This is a genomic window from uncultured Alteromonas sp. (assembly GCF_963976965.1).
Taxonomy (GTDB): domain Bacteria; phylum Pseudomonadota; class Gammaproteobacteria; order Enterobacterales; family Alteromonadaceae; genus Alteromonas; species Alteromonas naphthalenivorans.
The window spans coordinates 115073-132589 of sequence record NZ_CAXBMP010000006.1; the positions used below are offsets into that span (position 1 = coordinate 115073).

A 17517-nucleotide genomic window follows, 5' to 3' on the forward strand; every position below is an offset into this window, starting at 1 on the left:
GGAGAAGCGAATGTCAGTTTGGAAAAAATTAGTTACTGCAGTAAAGGGTGGTGCCAACGAAGCGGCACAGTCGGTAGTAGATAGCCAGGCTATCCGTATTCTGGAGCAGGAAATTAGAGAAGCTAAAGAAGAGTTACGTAAATCTGATCATGCTAGAACGCAGATTTTAGCGAAATGTAAGTTGTCTCAGCAAAAAGTCGCTAGCTTTAATTCTTCCATTGAAGAATACGAAGCGCATGCACGCAAAGCTATTGATAACGATCGTCAGTTAGCCCTTGATTGTGCCCAAAAGGTATCTGAGTTGAAAGAAGAGCAAGCGCAAGAACAAGCGTATCTTGATCAGTTCCAACAATCAGAAAAGCAATTGGCACAGAATATCCAGCAAGCAAAAGCAAACTTACGCCGTTTAGAGCAGCAAGTGGATATGGTGAAAGCCACTGAAAGTGTACAAAAGGCTCAAGTTGCTGTTTCGTCTCGCCACATGGGCGCGAACAGCAAGATGAAAACTGCAACGGAATCGCTTTCACGCATTCAAGATAAGCAGAAGATGCGCAACGCTGAACTTCAAGCGGCGGAAGAACTTGCCACTGAAGAGTCGAGCAGCGATTTAGAAAAGCGCCTTTCTGAAGCCGGTATAAAAGGGGGAAAAACCTCCGCCGATGATGAACTTGCTCGTATTTTAGGCAAATAAATTAATATTTAACGGGAGCTTAGGCTCCCGTTTCGTCTTTTATAGACATATTCCTCGCTTAAAGGCACAGTTAAAGAAAGACAAACAAAGGTTGTTTCTCGCTATGTCGCAATGGATACAGCTGCGCAAAATCATGCTGCAGTATTTCGCCGAATCTCGTTGGTACACGATTTTAGGCGCTACCGCCTTCTATGGTGTGAGTAGTTATTGGCTACTCTATGCCGCCAACGAAAATGCATTAATTGCACAAGCCGATTTTATCTACTGGTTAGCTGTTACCGCATCGACGGTGGGTTATGGCGATTTATCACCCACGACCTCCGCCGGCAAGCTCATCGTAGCACTTTACGTTATTCCCTTAGGACTAAGTATTTTTGCCATGGTAATTGGCCGAATTGCAGCCTGGGTATCTGAACAATGGAAAAAAGGGGTAATGGGCATGACAAGCCTAAATGTTAGTAAACATATATTGGTGATTGGTTGGAATGAGCAACGCACTATGTTGTTGTTAAATTTGTTATTGCAAGAACGCGAAGCCATGACCGAACGGCCCGACATTGTTCTGTGTGTAAAAGCGGATATCACCAACCCCATGCCAGGTATTATAGAATTCGTTAAAGTAGACTCGTTTAACAAAGACGACGATATGGATCGGGCGTGTATTGACGCGGCTCAAACAATTCTCATCGACAATCCACAAGATGATGTCACTATGACCACTGCGCTGTATTGTTCGAAACGAAATCCGCAAGCCCATCAAGTTGCTTATTTCAATGATGATAGCCTAGTAGGCTTGCTACAAGAACACTGCCCAAAAGTGGAATGTACACCTAGTGTTGCCGTTGAAATGCTGGCGAAAGCGGCATTCGATCCCGGTTCCAGTATGCTGCACCACGACTTATTAAGCATTGGCGAAGGGCAAGCGCAGTTCTCAGTGAAAATACCTAAAGACAGTCCTTCTATTTCCGTTGCCAAACTATTTATGAACTTAAAGCGCCGACACGATGCCATATTTATTGGTTATGCCCCACACGGCCAAGTGAAAGACATGGTGGTGAACCCGCCGTTAGACTCAACCCTAGCACCAGGCGATACCTTATTTTACATTGCCGACAGGCGCATTAATGCTATCAATTGGCCATCGTTAGACGCCGAATAGCACAGGAGTGTATTGTGTTTAGTAAATTATTTAAGAAAAAAGCGCCAGAAAAACCCAAAGCGCCTGAAGTGATGGGCTTGTATTTAGGTGGTTCATTCGAGCTAGATAATTTAAAGCTGTCGTTATTAGAGCCTTCCCTTACCATCGAGGGAGCCGCTCGCTCTCAGCTGATTCAAGCCGTGGGTGAAGCACCACTTGATACTGGCGGTACTTTGCTGCGCTTTTACACAGACGATGATGGTTTTTTACAAGTAGTACTTGATGGCGGGCTTACAGAGAATCATATTACCGACGTTAAACTTTGGCATTTTTACAGTACTGAAACCATTGGCAGTGAACAGCAATGGAAATCGTGCGTAAATACCCTGATTAGCCAACCTACTTATACTCTTGATGGCAAAGTATTTAAGCGAGTCTGGGAGGCCGTAGGGGCAGAATCACCGCCCGTAGCAGTGACAGAAACCACCTACGAAGAAGATGAAGATATCAGCACTACCGATCAGTTTATGATGCTCTACGAACGAGAGATAGAAAATGATAGAGTGGAGTCATTACTGGTGGCGGGCGAAGAAAAGATAGTGGGTAGCAATTTCGACCGCTGCCTAGTTATTTCCACGGGGTTTGACGTAGAGCCCGCAGACATTACGATAAACGGTTAATCGACATATAAAGGTAAGGACGTTCTATGAACACTATTATGGACTCATTGGCAGGATTAGATAACTTTGCGGTGTATTTCGGCCTCTCAATTGTTTTCTTATTCGTCTTCAAACTGGTGTATGCCCTAGTGACCCCACATGATGAGTGGAAACTAGTTAAAGAAGAGAAAAACGTAGCAGCTGCAATTGGTTTTGGCGGCGCGATTGTTGGTTTTGCTATTGCACTTGCTAGCGCAGCGACACACTCAGTCGCTATTGTCGATTTCATTATTTGGGCTGTTGTCGCTATTATTGCGCAATCGTTAGCCTTTGCGTTATTACGTTTTACCTTTATGCCTAAAATTGCTCAGCGTATTAACGAAAATGAAGTTTCTGCAGGCGTGATGCTAGCCAGTATGTCTATTGCAGTGGGTTTATTAAATGCGGCATGCATGACCTATTAAGGGGGACCCATGACAAACTCTAATAAATCACACGCAGCACAAGATGCTATGACAGATAATCAGTCAAGTGGTTCTGCCACCAGCCGAAAACGTAGCTCAGGTATTAACCTTTCTCGTATGCGCAAAAGCTACGCGTTAAAGCCTCTCGCTATTGGTATTGCCAGCGTTTTCCTAAGTGCTTGTGGTGAAGAGAAACAAGACGCACAAATTTACACTTCACTGGAAGACTGCAAGCGAGATTTCCCTGATGCAGTAGAGCGCTGTGATGCAGCTTATAAAACCGCGACAGAAGAAGCCATGCGTACTAGCCCTCGCTTTAATAGCGAATACGATTGTGAGTACGAATTTGGTGCCAACCAATGCCGCACGGTGAATACCAATTCAGGCAGTGTATTTATGCCCTTTATGGCAGGCTTCATGGTAAGTCAGTTGTTATCGCCAAATCGCTATTACTCACAGCCTCTCTATACCTCATATTCACCCTACTCTTCATATCGCTCTCGTTGGGTTACGGCTGATGGAAATGTGTTTAGCGGTGATATTCGCAAGCGCAATTACAAAGTGGGCTCAGATACACTGAAACCCAAACCTACGGTAAATCGCACAATGAAGCGCGGCGGTTTTGGTAGCAGTGTAAGGGCAAAATCATCGTGGGGAAGTAGCTCACGCAAGGGCAGTTGGGGCGGATAAGCCATGTTTAGAATGCCATGCCAGCCTCGCAAAGGTTGGCAGCAATTGGCCGGCGAATTTGGGTTTCATTTTCATACCATGTATGGCGAACCCTATTGGGATGAGCGCGCCTATTATCAATTTACGCTTGCTCAGATTGAAAAAGACATTGAAGACCCCACCGCTGAGCTTCATCAAATGTGCTTAGCTGTGGTAGATGATGTGGTTAATAGTGAGCAGTTACTCACCCGCTTTTCTATTCCCGAAGCCCACTGGGGATTAGTTAAAGACAGTTGGCGCAACCGCGACCCTAGTTTGTATTCCCGCTTAGATTTAGTTTATTCCGGCAAAGGCCCCGCAAAACTGCTTGAAAACAATGCAGATACGCCCACCAGCTTGTACGAATCAGGTTTTTGGCAATGGCTATGGTTAGAACAACAAGTGAATGCGGGTGTACTGGCGCGAAATGCTGATCAGTTTAATAGCTTGCAGGAAAAGCTGGTGTTTCGCTTCGGTGAAATAGCCCAGCATTATCAATTAAATCAAATGCACTTCTCTTGCTGCAAAGATACCGAAGAAGACCGAGGGACGGTGCAATACCTTCAAGACTGCGCAAAAGAAGCTGGTATTCAAAGCGACTTCGTTTTTATTGAAGACATTGGTTTGGCAGATACAGGGGTATTTACCGACCTGGCTGATGCCCCCATTACCGATTGTTTCAAGTTATATCCTTGGGAGTTTATCCTGCGCGAAGAGTTTGGTGACTCACTCGCTGATGCAAAGGTAAATTGGTTAGAACCTGCGTGGAAGTCTATTATTTCAAACAAAGCACTACTGCCTTTGTTATGGCAGAAATTTAAAGGCCACCCTAATTTACTCCCTGCCTATTTCGCCGACGATATTCCTCATAATATCCATCATAAAACCCCTCATAATGCCACGCACGGCGGCAAGTGGGTCAAAAAGCCATTATTTTCAAGAGAAGGTGCGAATATTTCATTAATTGAAAATGGAAAGGAATCGGAATTAAGCCCAGGTCCGTATGGAGATGAAGGGTTTATTGTACAAGCTTTTCACCCCCTTCCTGTGTTTGATGGAAACCATACACTCATTGGTAGCTGGTTGGTAGATGACATGCCAGCAGGCATTTCGGTGCGTGAAGACAGCAATGCGATTACGCAAGACTTGTCTCGATATTTACCCCACATCATCTTGTAGTTGATTGTAGCTGAACAACAAAACGCTGTTGTTTAATGAGCATAGCCGCCCAGCAATACTTCCATACTAGGCAAGTGTTATAACGAAGGAATAAAAATTGTTTATGAAGCCACTGTCTTTTCAACTTCGCGTGTTACTTACCTTGGCTGCATTTCTTATCGTCATTGAGATAGTGAACCTGGTAACGGGAAATAGCTTGAATCAGTTTGGCGTATATCCACGCTCCTTGTCTCATTTGCCCTATATCTTCACAGCCCCATTTTTACACGGTACGCCGTCCCACTTAATGGCTAACTTTATCCCCTTATTGCTGTTTATGTGGCTTACTATGCAGTGGGGAAAGCGCACCTTTCTCATCGCCACCGCAAGTACGTTGATTATTGGCGGACTGGGGGTGTGGATTTTTGGTCGTAGTGCTATGCATATTGGCGCAAGTGGTATGGTTTACGGCTACTTCGGCTTCCTAGTATTAGCTGGTTTTAAGAGTAAGAAAGTGAAATACCTGCTTATTTCTATCATTGTTGCCATCCTTTACGGCGGAATGCTGGTAGGTATATTGCCAACCTCTAGATTTATTTCATTTGAATATCATCTATTTGGCTTTTTAGGTGGGTTATTTGCCGCTTGGCACTGGGCACGATGAATGGATGCCGTATAATTGTGCTCAATTAAACAGTGCGGCAAATAAGAGAAAGATAAAGGCGTTATGGCAGAAGTACAATCGCAGCAAAAAAATCAGGGCTTTTTCGGCAACCTTGCTTTCAATATTATTATACCCGTGGTGCTAATGAGCTATGCAAGCTCTGAAGATTATTTAGGCCCCGAATGGAGTATTGTCGCCGCACTCGCTTTCCCCATAGGTTATGGGCTATGGGATTTGAAAGCATCAGGCAAAGTAAACGGGTTTTCTGTTTTAGGTATTATCAGCGTATTGCTAACGGGTGGTTTTAGTTTGTTAAAACTGCCTGCCGAGTATATCGCCATTAAAGAGGCAGCTATTCCTGCGGCTATTGGTTTGGCGGTATTGATAACCCAATATACTGAAAAGCCGCTGGTCAAAATGCTGATCTTAAACGACCAAATTATAAACTGGCCTCACTTGAACCGCGTACTCGATGAACAAAACAAACAGGCTTTGTTTAAACGTAAAGTCGCAGTAAGTTCATACATTGTGGCAAGCTCGTTCTTTTTATCTTCTGCCTTAAACTACATTTTAGCCAAGGTGATTTTGGTTAGCGAGCCAGGCACTACGGCTTATACCGAAGAACTAGGCCGAATGACAGCCTTAAGCTACCCCGTCATTGTCATACCCAGCATGATATTGCTTATTACCGCACTATGGTATTTATTCAGCCAGATTAAGAAGATAACTGGCGAAGAGTTAGATGATTTTATTAATCAGTAGACCGACCAATTAATGCGCTTGCTCAATGACGTAAGCGCAGCTACACCTAAATGAGAGTTCCCCACCGCGTTTAGCGCAGGTGAAAACACACAAATAGAAAAGCGACCAGGTACTACGGCTATTACTCCCCCGCCAACCCCGCTTTTCCCTGGTAAGCCAACCTTAAAAGCAAAACTCCCCGCTTCGTCGTACATACCGCTTGTAGCTAACAACGCATTTACTTGACGATTTTGGTCTGGGCTTAGTACCTGTTCGTCGGCACATTTAGAGTAACCTCTATTTGCTAAGAAGTTTGTGGCTCGCGCTAAATCAACACAACTCATTTCCAAGGCACAGTTGTTAAAATAGCTATGCAATACATCTTCAACTTCGTTCTCGAAGTTATTGTAAGCTTTCATTAAATACGCCATAGCGGCATTTCTAGCCCGATGTTCAAACTCTGAATCGGCAACCACTTTATTAGCAAAGATTTGCTCATTACACGCTAAGCGCCTGACGAAGTCTCGCATACCAATATGAGGCGAGGCGAAACGAGACTGTGTCATGTCACTCACCACTAATGCCCCCGCATTAATAAACGGGTTCCGTGGTATACCGTCTTCGTATTCCAACTGTACTAGCGAGTTAAATGGCAGACCCGACGGTTCGCAACCTACCCGTTCCCACATGCCCTCGCCATAGTGATTCATGGCAAGCACTAAGTTGAAGACTTTAGATATACTTTGAATAGAAAAAGGCACATCAGCGTCACCAATTGACGTAATGTGCCCTTCAATATCACAGATAGCGATGCCAAATTGATGAGGATCGACACTGGCAAGCGCAGGAATATAGTCTGCGACTTTACCCTCCCCTAGCATAGGTTTTACTTCATCAAAAATGGCTTCTAACAATTCCAGCATTAGCGCAGTATTCCTATACGTTTAGTTACAACGCCAATTTTCTTTAAAGTCGCAGCTTGCGTTGGTACCGTCTTTTTTATCCGTTGCTTTTATCAACTCAACGTTTGTTGAAATACCTTGGGTAGTGGTATTGCGATTATCAATGAAGTTAAAAATCTTCTTAGCGATATCCGTATTATCAATTTGGCCCATAAAATCGTCGTGACCAGCGCCAAATGCGAATACTTCTACGTCTACACCAGTATGGCCCGATGTTGTCCAGCCTGTGTTGGTTTTGTTGTCTAAAAATACCTTCAGGGCATTAAAGCGCGCTTTAACATCTTGCTGTGCAATACTATCGAGCGTGGCGATTTCTTCATCGGTAACATCAAAACCAAAAGTCGTGGCAACATAGTCACCAGGATTATCGTGTTCAACCATATTCTTCGCTATGGTACCCAGTGACGCTTTCAGGTTATGTAAATACTCTGGGCTCCAGCTATAGTCACCTCGAGCACCTATGGTTAAACCGCCAGTGCTGTGATCGGCCGTTAGAATAACCAAGGTATCTGGGTGCGCTTGCACGTAGGTCTTTAAGAATTCTATGGTGTAGGCAAGGTCTTGCATTTCAGCCATCGCCGACGCGATATCATTGGCATGCCCCGCCCAGTCTACTTGGCTGGCTTCAACCAGTAAGAAATACCCGTTGTCGTTTTCTAAGTGCTTAATAGCATGTTCTGTTAGGTATTTAAGGCGATTATCACGGCTGTCGTCTAGCATGGCAGGTAAGGCTACAGGTGCAAATAAACCCAGTACGTTGCTGCCTTTAGGCACTGTCGCTAAACGGTTGTAAGTGTCGGTATATTCATAATCGGCATCAATAAATTCACCAATGATGTTACGATCTTCCCGCTCAAAAAAATCAGTACCACCGCCTAACATCACATCGGCGACAAGCTCACCATTTACGCGAACATCGAAAAAATCGTCGGCGATAGCATTGTAGTTCTGGCGACTTTCGTTGTGAGCTATATAAGCCGCTGGCGTAGCGTGAACAATTTGTGAGGTGACCGCTAGGCCTGTTCGCATACCTTTTAATTTGGCGTAATGCATGACAGATTTAACAGGTTGCTTATCTACATCAACCCCAATAGCACCGTTATAAGATTTCACACCAGACGCCAGTGCAGTAGCTGCGGCAGCTGAATCAGTTACGTAACCAGAAACTGGTGCTGGATAAGTAGATGCATTCCCCATCAAAATATCATCGAATACGACCGCATCAACTTCAGGGGTGTTTTTATCATCAACATAATTACGGTACGCCGTAGTGAAAGCAGGCCCCATTCCATCAGCTACTACCATGATAATATTGTTAGGTGCTGAGTTTTGCGCAACAGTCTTTTGCGCACTTTCATTTGAGGTAGAGCCACACCCAGACAGTGCTAAAAGCGAGCCGCATAGCGTAAAGGTGGTTAATAGTTTGCGTTTACTATAAATCATGAAACTTCCCTGAGAACTGAAAAAGCGCCATATCAAAAAAACGTGGGCGCGGACGACCCTCATCCTAAATGGGTCGCATTTAAGAATTGTGTCATTTCACACATTGCACAAAATATTCACCAGATGACGGCGAGAATGTTGAACATGCTTATTATTGAAGGCGTTAGTGTAAGGCAGACCTACCCATTTCTCAAAGCATTAAGGGTAAATAGCATCGTCAGAAGGGTTAGTGACAAGGAAAATTGCTAACTTTCTGAGAGGTACTGTCGAAGTCGCTGTTGAGCAACCTCTACAAGCATGTCGGGTTGGAATTTGGAAATAAAACGGTCGCATCCCACTTTTTCGACCATAGCATCATTGAAACTACCACTTAAAGACGTGTTTAATGTAATGAAGAGGTCGAGCATTCTAGGGTCATTTCGTACTTCTGAAGTCAGCATATAACCGTCCATTTCCGGCATTTCAGCATCGGTAAACATCATCAATATCTCATCGCTGGCTCGCTTTCCAGCATCCGCCCACTCCTTGAGTAACGCTAATGCCTCAGCCCCATTTTTTCTCTCAATGATGGTTATTCCTAATTGCTCTAGCGTGTCTCTGACTTGTTTTCTTGCAGTGCTTGAATCATCGACAATTAATACTTTTTTATCTTTGAAGTGATTAACGATATCTGCATCAAGTACTTCCTCAGATATAGAGATGTCGTAGTCTATGATTTCGGCAAGTACTTTTTCCACATCGATAATTTCAACAATTTCGCTTTTACCTTGCACATCAACTTGCGTAATGGCAGTAAGGTAATTTGTCTTCCCCATTCCACTAGGTGGCGGTTGAATGGTATCCCACGATGTGTTCACGATATTCATTACTTTACCAATAATGAACCCTTGGACGCTTCGGTTATATTCCGTAATGATAACGTTATGCGCATCGCTACCTATTGAGCCGCCTCGCATTTTAATCGCTTGGCGTATATCAATGATAGGAATAGCGCTGCCTCGATAATTCATTACGCCTTTAAGGTTCTGGTGAGAACCAGGCATGCTATTGAATTTAGGAATGTTGATAACTTCTTTAATTTTGAAGACATTCATGGCAAAGATATGACGAGAACCCAACTGAAACATCAGCAATTCAAGCCTGTTTTCACCCACTAGCTTAGTGCGCTGATCAACTGAGGAAAGGACGCCGTTACTCATCGTTACTCACTTTAATTCTCAAAATCAATTACTCGGAAAACCTACTGCCAATTACTGAATTGCAGCGAAGTGTCAAAAGAATTTACACGTCATGCAATCAGAAACCCATTAGCAATTATGCTAATAACCCGCCTAATTTTTACTCTCTTAGGTAAAAGCTAGCCTACAAATCACTTTCTTACGAATATTGATGGAAACTACTACCAGTTTAATCCCTCCTTATTTATTCACATCATGAATGATGGCAATCAAAAATATACGCTTTTATTATTACGACTGCCACACTAGGATGAAATGGAAGCTTAAGAGAACGCACCAATGCGAAATCTCAAAACAACATTGAAACTAATTATAGTAGGGAGAAACGCTCATGTCGCAGTATCAACAAGATATTGATAACTTCGCCACGTTAAAAGCAGCACAAAAAGGTGCTTGGGAAGGCATTAGCCCTGAGTACGCTGCTAGAATGAAAATCCAAAACCGGTTCAAGACTGGTTTAGACATTGCGCGCTACACTGCTGCAATCATGCGAAAAGACATGGCAGATTATGATGCTGACACAGCGCAATACACTCAGTCTTTAGGTTGCTGGCACGGATTTGTCGGTCAGCAAAAAATGTTGGCAGTGAAGAAACACCAAGGTACTACCGATAAAAGCTACTTATACCTTTCAGGCTGGATGGTAGCCGCGCTTCGCTCAGAATTCGGGCCACTTCCAGACCAATCAATGCATGAAAAGACAACCGTTTCTTCACTCATTGAAGAGCTATACACTTTCTTGCGCCAAGCGGACGCTCGTGAATTAGGCGATTTGTTCCATCAGCTAGACGACGCGAAAGCTAAAGGCGGCGACACTGCAGCTATTCAAAGCCGAATTGATAACTACGAAACCCACGTAGTACCTATCATTGCAGATATCGACGCTGGTTTTGGTAACGAAGAAGCGACCTACTTATTAGCTAAGCAAATGATTGAAGCCGGTGCATGTTGTATCCAGATTGAAAACCAAGTTTCTGATGCAAAGCAATGTGGTCACCAAGATGGAAAAGTAACGGTTCCGCATGAAGATTTCCTAGCTAAAATTAATGCGGTTCGTTATGCATTCTTAGAGCTTGGCGTAGATGACGGCGTTATTGTTGCTCGTACCGATTCACTAGGTGCCGGCCTAACACAGAAAATCCCTGTATCAACCTCTGAAAGCGACCTGGCTGCTCAGTACAATGCATACTTAAAAACAACACCTGTTAACGGTGCTGACGATTTATCTGAAGGCGACCTTGTATTGAAGCAAGGTGGACAACTAGTGAAGCCTGAGCGCTTACCAAATGGCTTATTCCGCTTTAAGGATAATTCTGGTTTCGACCGCGTAGTACTAGATTGTATAACATCACTTAAACACGGCGCAGACTTGTTGTGGATTGAAACTGAAAAACCTCACGTTGGTCAGATTGCTGAAATGGTTAACGCCATTCGTAAAGAAGTACCAAACGCGAAGTTAGTTTATAACAACTCTCCATCTTTCAACTGGACACTGAACTTCCGCCAGCAAGTATTTGATACTTGGACTGAAGAAGGCAAAGATGTTTCTGCATACGACCGCGCTAAATTGATGAGCGAAGAGTACGATGCGACTGAGTTAGCCACTACCGCTGATGAAAAAATTAAGAGCTTCCAAGCAGACGCTGCTCGCGAAGCGGGTATTTTCCATCACCTTATTACACTACCCACTTACCATACTACGGCATTGTCTACTGACAACTTGGCCAAAGGGTACTTTGGTGAAGAAGGTATGCTGGCTTATGTTCGCGGTGTTCAGCGCCAAGAAATTCGCCAAGGCCTAGCATGTGTTAAACACCAAGCTATGGCAGGTTCAGATTTAGGTGATACCCACAAAGAGTACTTCTCTGGTGAAGGTGCACTTAAAGCTTCTGGTGATGATAACACCATGAACCAGTTCGACGTTTAAACACAAAGTATCCCAACTTTGTTCAAAGGCACCTTAGGGTGCCTTTTTTTATTATTCAGGGAATTTATCTGAATTTGCTCCATATCCAAATTAACAAATCAATGTGATTATCAGCAATAGAAAACAAATATCCATATTTTTCAGATACTTGAAATTTTCATTCTTTTTAAGAGTAAGACCAAAAGCGTATCTGACAGCGGATAAAAAAGGCTTTATAATAGCCCTGTCTAATTGAGTTTATTAAGAGCATTACAATAATGAATATAGCGAAGGTCGACTTAAATTTACTGGTATATTTAGATGTTTTACTGCGAGAAGGCAGTGTAACAAAAGCGGCCAATCAGCTTAGCATCACGCAACCTGCGATGAGCAATGGGTTAAAACGCCTGCGTGACTTATTTAAAGATCCTTTATTGGTGCGCACCAGCGACGGAATGACGCCTACAAAACGGGCACTTGAACTTCAACCCACTATTCGTGATGTGCTCAGCCGACTTGAAAGTTCAATTCAACCAGAGACCGATTTTGATCCGCTAACCAGCGAACGCACTTTTCGCATCATGACAAGTGACTATGCAGAAAGCACGCTATTACTTGAACTAGTAGGCAGGCTAACTGATCTAGCACCAAACATTACGCTAGATTTAATTACCCCTAGTGACGTTACCTTCCACGATGTAGAGCAAGGCAAGGTCGACATGGCCGTTAACCGCTTTGAAGAACTGCCGCTGTCTTTTCATCAAAAAGTGATTTGGTACGATACCTTTAGTTGTGTAATGAGTTCAGATCACCCGCTTGTTGCTAAGTGTGACTTAGACAGCTACTTAAGCGCTCAACATATTTGGGTGAGTAAAACTGGCTTTGGTGTTGGCGTGGGTATCGACCCAACAGAAGTACAGAAACTTGGTTGGGTAGACGCAGAGCTAACTAAAATAGGCAAGCAACGGGCTATTCGCGTATTTACACGACATTACCACGCGGCATTACAGATAGCTAAAACGCAAAAGCTTATCGCCACCTTGCCAAGCAAAGCGGCAAAGTTATTTAAAGACGACCCAAGCGTTGTAGTGAAAGAACCACCGTTCGATATTCCCCCAATTGCGTTAAAAATGGCATGGAGTGCACTATTGCACCATGATGCGGGGCATATCTGGTTACGTCGCTTAATTAGCGATGTAGCGAACGAAATGAGTGATAGCTAAAGCATCCTGTTGCGTCTCGCCATTAAGATTTCACATATGAATACTGAATGCACACAAACATTCACTGAGAAAATGGCAAAGATAGGAACCATAAATTAAAAAACTGCCTCTATACTCTCTACACTAGAGCTACAGAAAACGTATAGAGGTAGTTATGCAAAATTATATTACACGAGGCCGTTTACAGGTTGCTGAGCAACTCGATGATTTCATCAACCAACAGGCAATGCCAGGCACTGGTGTTCAATCAGACGCTTTTTGGCAAGGTGCAGAAGCCCTCTTTTCAGAATTCGTTCCTCAAAATCGTGCCCTGCTAGAAAAAAGAGAACAACTCCAACTCGCTATCGATGACTATCATAAAGCGGGAAACCCCGCTTTCGGTGAGCAATATATAACTTTCCTAAAAGAAATTGGTTACTTAGTAGAGCAGCCTGAAAAGGTACAAGCCGATACCACAAACGTGGATGCAGAAATTGCTACCATGGCTGGCCCTCAATTAGTTGTACCAATTAACAACGCCCGTTATGCACTGAATGCTGTTAATGCACGCTGGGGGAGTTTGTATGATGCGTTATACGGCACTGATGTTATTAGCAATGAGAACGGAGCAGAACCCGGCAAAAGCTATAACCCTATCCGTGGCGAGAAAGTGGTAGCGAAAGCGAAAAGCTATTTAGATAGTATGCTTCCACTTGCAAAAGGAAGTCACGCAGATGTTGTCGGTTATAAAATAGAAACAGGCAAATTGGCGATTTCCTTAACTGATGGCGACATCACTACACTTGCGAACACCGAGCAATGGCAAGGTTACCAAGGTGATATAAAAGCTCCTACTGCGCTGTTATTCGTTCACAACGGCCTGCATTTTGAAATTCAGATAGATGCCACCAACCCTATCGGTAAAACTGACGCCGCTGGCGTTAAAGATGTGCTGATTGAGGCTGCATTGACTACCATCATGGATTGCGAAGACTCAGTCGCCGCTGTTGATGCCGAAGATAAAACCTTGGTTTATAGCAACTGGTTAGGGCTAATGAAAGGCTCGCTAAGCATTGAAATGAGTAAAGGTGGCAAAACTATCGTTCGGGCTATGCATGAAGATAGAGTGTATTCGCCTTCAAAACATGTAACGAATCAAGAGCAACTATCTTTATCTGCGCGCAGCCTTATGTTTGTACGTAACGTAGGTCATTTAATGACAAACGACGCCATGCTATTCGATGGTGAGCCAGTACCAGAAGGTATTATGGACGGTTTAGTGACTTCGCTTATCGCCAAGCATGACTTACTGAATAACAGTCCATTCCAAAACTCTCGTCATGGCAGCATTTATATTGTTAAACCCAAAATGCATGGCCCTGAAGAAGTGGCTTTTTCTGATGCGCTATTTGCCAAAATAGAAACCGTCATCAATGTGCCTAAAAACACGTTGAAAATGGGTATTATGGATGAAGAACGCCGCACCAGCGTGAATTTAGACGCCTGCATCAATGCTGCGAAGTCTCGCGTTGTATTTATTAATACAGGCTTTTTAGACAGAACAGGCGATGAAATTCATACGTCTATGCTTGCAGGCCCTTTCGCCGAAAAAGCGACCCTTAAGACGATGCCGTGGATTAAAGCCTATGAAACCGCAAATGTAGCCGTCGGCCTTCGATGTGGCCTGTCAGGTAAGGCGCAAATTGGCAAGGGCATGTGGCCAATTCCCGATGAAATGCAAAATATGATGGATGCCAAAATTGGACATCCAAAGTCTGGTGCAAATACCGCATGGGTACCCTCACCTACCGCTGCCACTTTGCATGCGCTGCATTATCATGATGTTAATGTCTTCGACATTCAGAAGGGGCTAGACGAGGGTTTCTCAGGCCTTAACGATATTTTGACTATTCCACTACTAGAAAGTAGACATTCACTATCAGCCGATACGATACAGCGCGAAATAGATAATAATGTACAAGGTATCTTAGGTTACGTGGTTCGTTGGGTACATCAGGGTGTAGGCTGTTCTAAAGTACCTGATATTAATAATGTTGGGCTGATGGAAGACAGAGCGACTTTGCGTATTTCATCGCAGCACATCGCTAACTGGCTTGAGCACGGCATTGTAAGTGCCGCGCAAGTTGATGAATCCCTTCGCAGAATGGCAAAGTTAGTTGATGAGCAAAATGCTGGCGACGCAGAATATATCCCTATGATGCCTGATTTAGATAGCTCAATTGGTTTCTTAGCCGCTAGCGATCTTATCTTTAAAGGGAAAGAACAGCCAAGTGGTTATACCGAGCCTTTATTACACGCCAGACGCCGCGAAATGAAAGGGAAGTTAGCCTCTGTAAAATAGCCCGCCGAGATTAACCTGGCTAAATCAACGGCGTATTCGTTGTTGCTATTTCTATGGCTACGCCAGTCAATAAACGCCATGCCGAGCTTATCTAACTTAGTATTACTAATTAGATAAGTTCGGCATTTTTGCTTCTTTAGCACTGCCAACACTCGTACTTAGTTAATTAATAAGTCACCTACCAGCACGCCAATAAAGTGGCAGGCTCGGCTAACTCTACTACGCTTTTACTATAATCACTGGAGTTAAAAATATGCAGGTAACTTCATCGGTACCCGTTGCTAAGGTACCCGCTACTATCGTGCCTATTTTGTCGGGCGGGGGCACTCGGCTTAGTGCGCATATTGGTATTTTAAAAGCACTTAAAGATTTAAATGTGGAAATTAAAACCCTTGTGGGGGTATCTGGAGGTTCAATCATTGCGGCGATGCACGCCAAAGGCCATAGTATTGAAGATATGCGAAAGTTAGTAATTGCCACCGACTTTAAACAATTTACCGCTTTTTCCGTGTGGCGATTATTGCGAGAAGGCGGGTTGTCGTCGGGAGATCATTTCGAACGCTGGATTGATGATAAGCTTGAAGGAATTACTTTTGCCGAGCTTCCCATCGCACTCACTATATTAGCCACAGATGTAAACGGTGGCGGCCCTGTATTGTTTGGTAAAGACAATACGCCAGGCATGAAGGTTTCAGAAGCTGTACGTTATTCTATGTCTATCCCTCTACTCTTTTCCTTTAAACCTTTCAAAGAGCACTTGTTGGTAGACGGCGCAATATTATCTGAAGATGCCTTGTTTGAAGATTGGCAACATGATGGCACGCCGACGGTATGCTTTCGACTTCAAAGTGCCATTCAAAAACGTAAGGTAATCAAGAAAGGTGGGCTTTTACTGCCGCAGTATCTATCGATGTTAATACGTACCTTTATGACAGCCATATCAAGAGAGTATATTAATGCGAAATACTGGCATAACACTGTAGTTATTGATACGGGGGAAATTTCAGCGGTAGACTTTGCGTTAACCGCTGAAATGAAGAACCATTTATTTGAACTTGGTTACGAAACCACGAAAGAATTTCTTCCTAAAAAATGCGCCGCTTTTCAATCTTTCAAAGTGGCGTCTACTGGCTAGGAGTTCTTTTAGTCTGGCTTTCTAGATGTTGTAAAAGTCTTTGTACCAATCTACAAAATTCTTAACACCAACATCGATAGACGTAGAAGGCTTGTAGCCTGTGTCATTAACCAATGATGATACATCTGCATAGGTATCTGGAACATCACCAGGCTGTAATGGTAAAAGCTCTTTTTTCGCTTCAACACCCAGTGACGCTTCTAAGGTTTCGATAAATTTAAGCAAATGCACTGGTGTTTGTGCACCAATGTTATAAACCTTGTAAGGCGCTTTACTAGAGCTAGGGTCTGGCGCGCTTGCATCCCAGCTTTCGTTTGGCTTCGCCACGTTATCTAATGAGCGAATTACGCCTTCAACGATATCATCAATGTACGTGAAGTCTCGTCTATGGTTACCGAAGTTGTATACCTGAATGGTTTTGCCTTCCAGTATGGCTTTAGTAAATTTAAATAGCGCCATATCAGGGCGACCCCAAGGGCCATAAACCGTAAAGAAACGTAATCCAGTAGTAGGTAAGCTGTATAGATGGCTGTACGTATGCGCCATCAACTCGTTCGCTTTCTTCGACGCTGCGTATAAGCTTACTTGGTGATCGACATTATGCTGTTCTGAGAACGGCATTGTTTCATTGGCACCATAAACAGAACTTGATGATGCATAAACCAAATGACCTACTTTATTATGGCGACATCCCTCAAGGATGTTCATGAAGCCAACTAAGTTAGCATCTACATAAGCATTTGGGTTTTCAATTGAATACCGTACCCCAGCCTGCGCGGCTAAATGCACCACCTTGTCGAACTTTTGGTCTTCGAATAAGGCTGCCATTTCAGGGCGTTCTTCAACACCCATCTTAATAAATGTAAAGCGTTCACCTGCCGCTGAATTTTGAACTTGCTCAAGCCTGGCATGTTTAAGCGCGATATCGTAATAATCGTTAATGTTGTCAATCCCAACAACATCGTCACCGCGATTAATTAAATATTGAGAAACGGCTGCACCAATAAAGCCTGCAGCGCCGGTAACCAGAATTTTCATAAAAGTCC

16 protein-coding genes are annotated in these 17517 nt (G+C 43.7%); 12 read left to right on the top strand and 4 right to left on the bottom strand.

Features of this window, described 5'->3' with window-relative positions; genetic code table 11:
- Positions 1-10: 10 nt before the first annotated feature.
- From AAC006_RS07070 to AAC006_RS07105, 8 genes are all read left to right on the top strand, one after another.
- Entirely contained in the window at positions 11-691 is a 681-nt protein-coding gene (locus AAC006_RS07070; protein WP_013783248.1) for a PspA/IM30 family protein, read from the top strand.
- A 103-nt stretch (positions 692-794) separates the two neighbouring features.
- The gene (locus AAC006_RS07075) at positions 795-1850 is read left to right on the top strand and encodes a potassium channel family protein (protein ID WP_185864127.1); all 1056 of its coding nucleotides are present in this window, start codon (positions 795-797) and stop codon (positions 1848-1850) included.
- A 14-nt stretch (positions 1851-1864) separates the two neighbouring features.
- Positions 1865-2509 carry a YjfK family protein gene (locus tag AAC006_RS07080; RefSeq protein ID WP_013783246.1) on the top strand — a complete coding sequence of 215 codons (645 nt, stop codon included), beginning with the start codon at positions 1865-1867 and terminating at the stop codon, positions 2507-2509.
- Between the two features lie 26 nt (positions 2510-2535).
- Positions 2536-2952, top strand: coding sequence for a DUF350 domain-containing protein (locus AAC006_RS07085; RefSeq protein WP_126871688.1), 417 nt, complete (start codon positions 2536-2538; stop codon positions 2950-2952).
- A gap of 48 nt (positions 2953-3000) precedes the next feature.
- Positions 3001-3642 (top strand): DUF1190 family protein, encoded by a 642-nt coding sequence (locus tag AAC006_RS07090; RefSeq protein WP_041452750.1) that lies wholly within the window; start codon positions 3001-3003, stop codon positions 3640-3642.
- 3 nt (positions 3643-3645) lie between these two features.
- Positions 3646-4839: a glutathionylspermidine synthase family protein gene (locus tag AAC006_RS07095; RefSeq protein ID WP_126871687.1), complete on the top strand. Its 1194-nt coding sequence runs from the start codon at positions 3646-3648 to the stop codon at positions 4837-4839.
- A 103-nt stretch (positions 4840-4942) separates the two neighbouring features.
- Positions 4943-5482 (top strand): rhomboid family intramembrane serine protease, encoded by a 540-nt coding sequence (locus tag AAC006_RS07100; protein ID WP_126871686.1) that lies wholly within the window; start codon positions 4943-4945, stop codon positions 5480-5482.
- Between the two features lie 63 nt (positions 5483-5545).
- Positions 5546-6244 carry a VC0807 family protein gene (locus AAC006_RS07105; protein WP_126871685.1) on the top strand — a complete coding sequence of 233 codons (699 nt, stop codon included), beginning with the start codon at positions 5546-5548 and terminating at the stop codon, positions 6242-6244.
- Here the strand turns inward: AAC006_RS07105 and glsB are convergent.
- The 3 genes from glsB to AAC006_RS07120 all read right to left on the bottom strand — a co-directional run bounded on the left by glsB (position 6238) and on the right by AAC006_RS07120 (position 9827).
- Positions 6238-7146 (bottom strand): glutaminase B, encoded by a 909-nt coding sequence (gene glsB, locus AAC006_RS07110; protein ID WP_126871684.1) that lies wholly within the window; start codon positions 7144-7146, stop codon positions 6238-6240. The two genes, AAC006_RS07105 and glsB, sit on opposite strands and share 7 nt — an antisense overlap.
- A 21-nt stretch (positions 7147-7167) precedes the next feature.
- Positions 7168-8628: an alkaline phosphatase gene (locus AAC006_RS07115; RefSeq protein WP_339890997.1), complete on the bottom strand. Its 1461-nt coding sequence runs from the start codon at positions 8626-8628 to the stop codon at positions 7168-7170.
- Positions 8629-8873: 245 nt separating this feature from the next.
- Positions 8874-9827, bottom strand: a complete 954-nt coding sequence (locus AAC006_RS07120) for a chemotaxis protein CheV (RefSeq protein WP_208805689.1) — start codon at positions 9825-9827, stop codon at positions 8874-8876.
- A 370-nt stretch (positions 9828-10197) separates the two neighbouring features.
- On the opposite strand from AAC006_RS07120, the gene AAC006_RS07125 reads away from it, so the two are divergent.
- From AAC006_RS07125 to AAC006_RS07140, 4 genes are all read left to right on the top strand, one after another.
- A complete protein-coding gene (locus AAC006_RS07125) occupies positions 10198-11793 on the top strand; it encodes an isocitrate lyase (protein ID WP_208805690.1) in 1596 nt (531 codons plus the stop codon).
- A 257-nt stretch (positions 11794-12050) separates the two neighbouring features.
- Positions 12051-12995: a LysR family transcriptional regulator gene (locus tag AAC006_RS07130; protein ID WP_208805691.1), complete on the top strand. Its 945-nt coding sequence runs from the start codon at positions 12051-12053 to the stop codon at positions 12993-12995.
- Between the two features lie 154 nt (positions 12996-13149).
- The gene (locus AAC006_RS07135) at positions 13150-15336 is read left to right on the top strand and encodes a malate synthase G (protein WP_208805692.1); all 2187 of its coding nucleotides are present in this window, start codon (positions 13150-13152) and stop codon (positions 15334-15336) included.
- Between the two features lie 253 nt (positions 15337-15589).
- Positions 15590-16471: a patatin-like phospholipase family protein gene (locus AAC006_RS07140; protein WP_339891000.1), complete on the top strand. Its 882-nt coding sequence runs from the start codon at positions 15590-15592 to the stop codon at positions 16469-16471.
- A 21-nt stretch (positions 16472-16492) separates the two neighbouring features.
- Here AAC006_RS07140 and AAC006_RS07145 read toward each other — a convergent pair whose 3' ends face one another.
- Positions 16493-17509, bottom strand: a complete 1017-nt coding sequence (locus AAC006_RS07145) for an NAD-dependent epimerase (protein ID WP_208805694.1) — start codon at positions 17507-17509, stop codon at positions 16493-16495.
- Positions 17510-17517: the final 8 nt, after the last annotated feature.

What these genes read in the sequence shown, in the direction of transcription:
- AAC006_RS07070 (WP_013783248.1), top strand. Translation starts at nt 11, where the DNA reads ATGTCAGTTTGGAAAAAATTAGTTACTGCAGTAAAGGGTGGTGCCAAC.
- AAC006_RS07075 (WP_185864127.1), top strand. Translation starts at nt 795, where the DNA reads ATGTCGCAATGGATACAGCTGCGCAAAATCATGCTGCAGTATTTCGCC.
- AAC006_RS07085 (WP_126871688.1), top strand. Translation starts at nt 2,536, where the DNA reads ATGAACACTATTATGGACTCATTGGCAGGATTAGATAACTTTGCGGTG.
- AAC006_RS07090 (WP_041452750.1), top strand. Translation starts at nt 3,001, where the DNA reads ATGACAGATAATCAGTCAAGTGGTTCTGCCACCAGCCGAAAACGTAGC.
- AAC006_RS07095 (WP_126871687.1), top strand. Translation starts at nt 3,646, where the DNA reads ATGTTTAGAATGCCATGCCAGCCTCGCAAAGGTTGGCAGCAATTGGCC.
- AAC006_RS07100 (WP_126871686.1), top strand. Translation starts at nt 4,943, where the DNA reads ATGAAGCCACTGTCTTTTCAACTTCGCGTGTTACTTACCTTGGCTGCA.
- AAC006_RS07105 (WP_126871685.1), top strand. Translation starts at nt 5,546, where the DNA reads ATGGCAGAAGTACAATCGCAGCAAAAAAATCAGGGCTTTTTCGGCAAC.
- glsB (WP_126871684.1), bottom strand. Translation starts at nt 7,146, where the DNA reads ATGCTGGAATTGTTAGAAGCCATTTTTGATGAAGTAAAACCTATGCTA.
- AAC006_RS07115 (WP_339890997.1), bottom strand. Translation starts at nt 8,628, where the DNA reads ATGATTTATAGTAAACGCAAACTATTAACCACCTTTACGCTATGCGGC.
- AAC006_RS07120 (WP_208805689.1), bottom strand. Translation starts at nt 9,827, where the DNA reads ATGAGTAACGGCGTCCTTTCCTCAGTTGATCAGCGCACTAAGCTAGTG.
- AAC006_RS07125 (WP_208805690.1), top strand. Translation starts at nt 10,198, where the DNA reads ATGTCGCAGTATCAACAAGATATTGATAACTTCGCCACGTTAAAAGCA.
- AAC006_RS07130 (WP_208805691.1), top strand. Translation starts at nt 12,051, where the DNA reads ATGAATATAGCGAAGGTCGACTTAAATTTACTGGTATATTTAGATGTT.
- AAC006_RS07135 (WP_208805692.1), top strand. Translation starts at nt 13,150, where the DNA reads ATGCAAAATTATATTACACGAGGCCGTTTACAGGTTGCTGAGCAACTC.
- AAC006_RS07140 (WP_339891000.1), top strand. Translation starts at nt 15,590, where the DNA reads ATGCAGGTAACTTCATCGGTACCCGTTGCTAAGGTACCCGCTACTATC.
- AAC006_RS07145 (WP_208805694.1), bottom strand. Translation starts at nt 17,509, where the DNA reads ATGAAAATTCTGGTTACCGGCGCTGCAGGCTTTATTGGTGCAGCCGTT.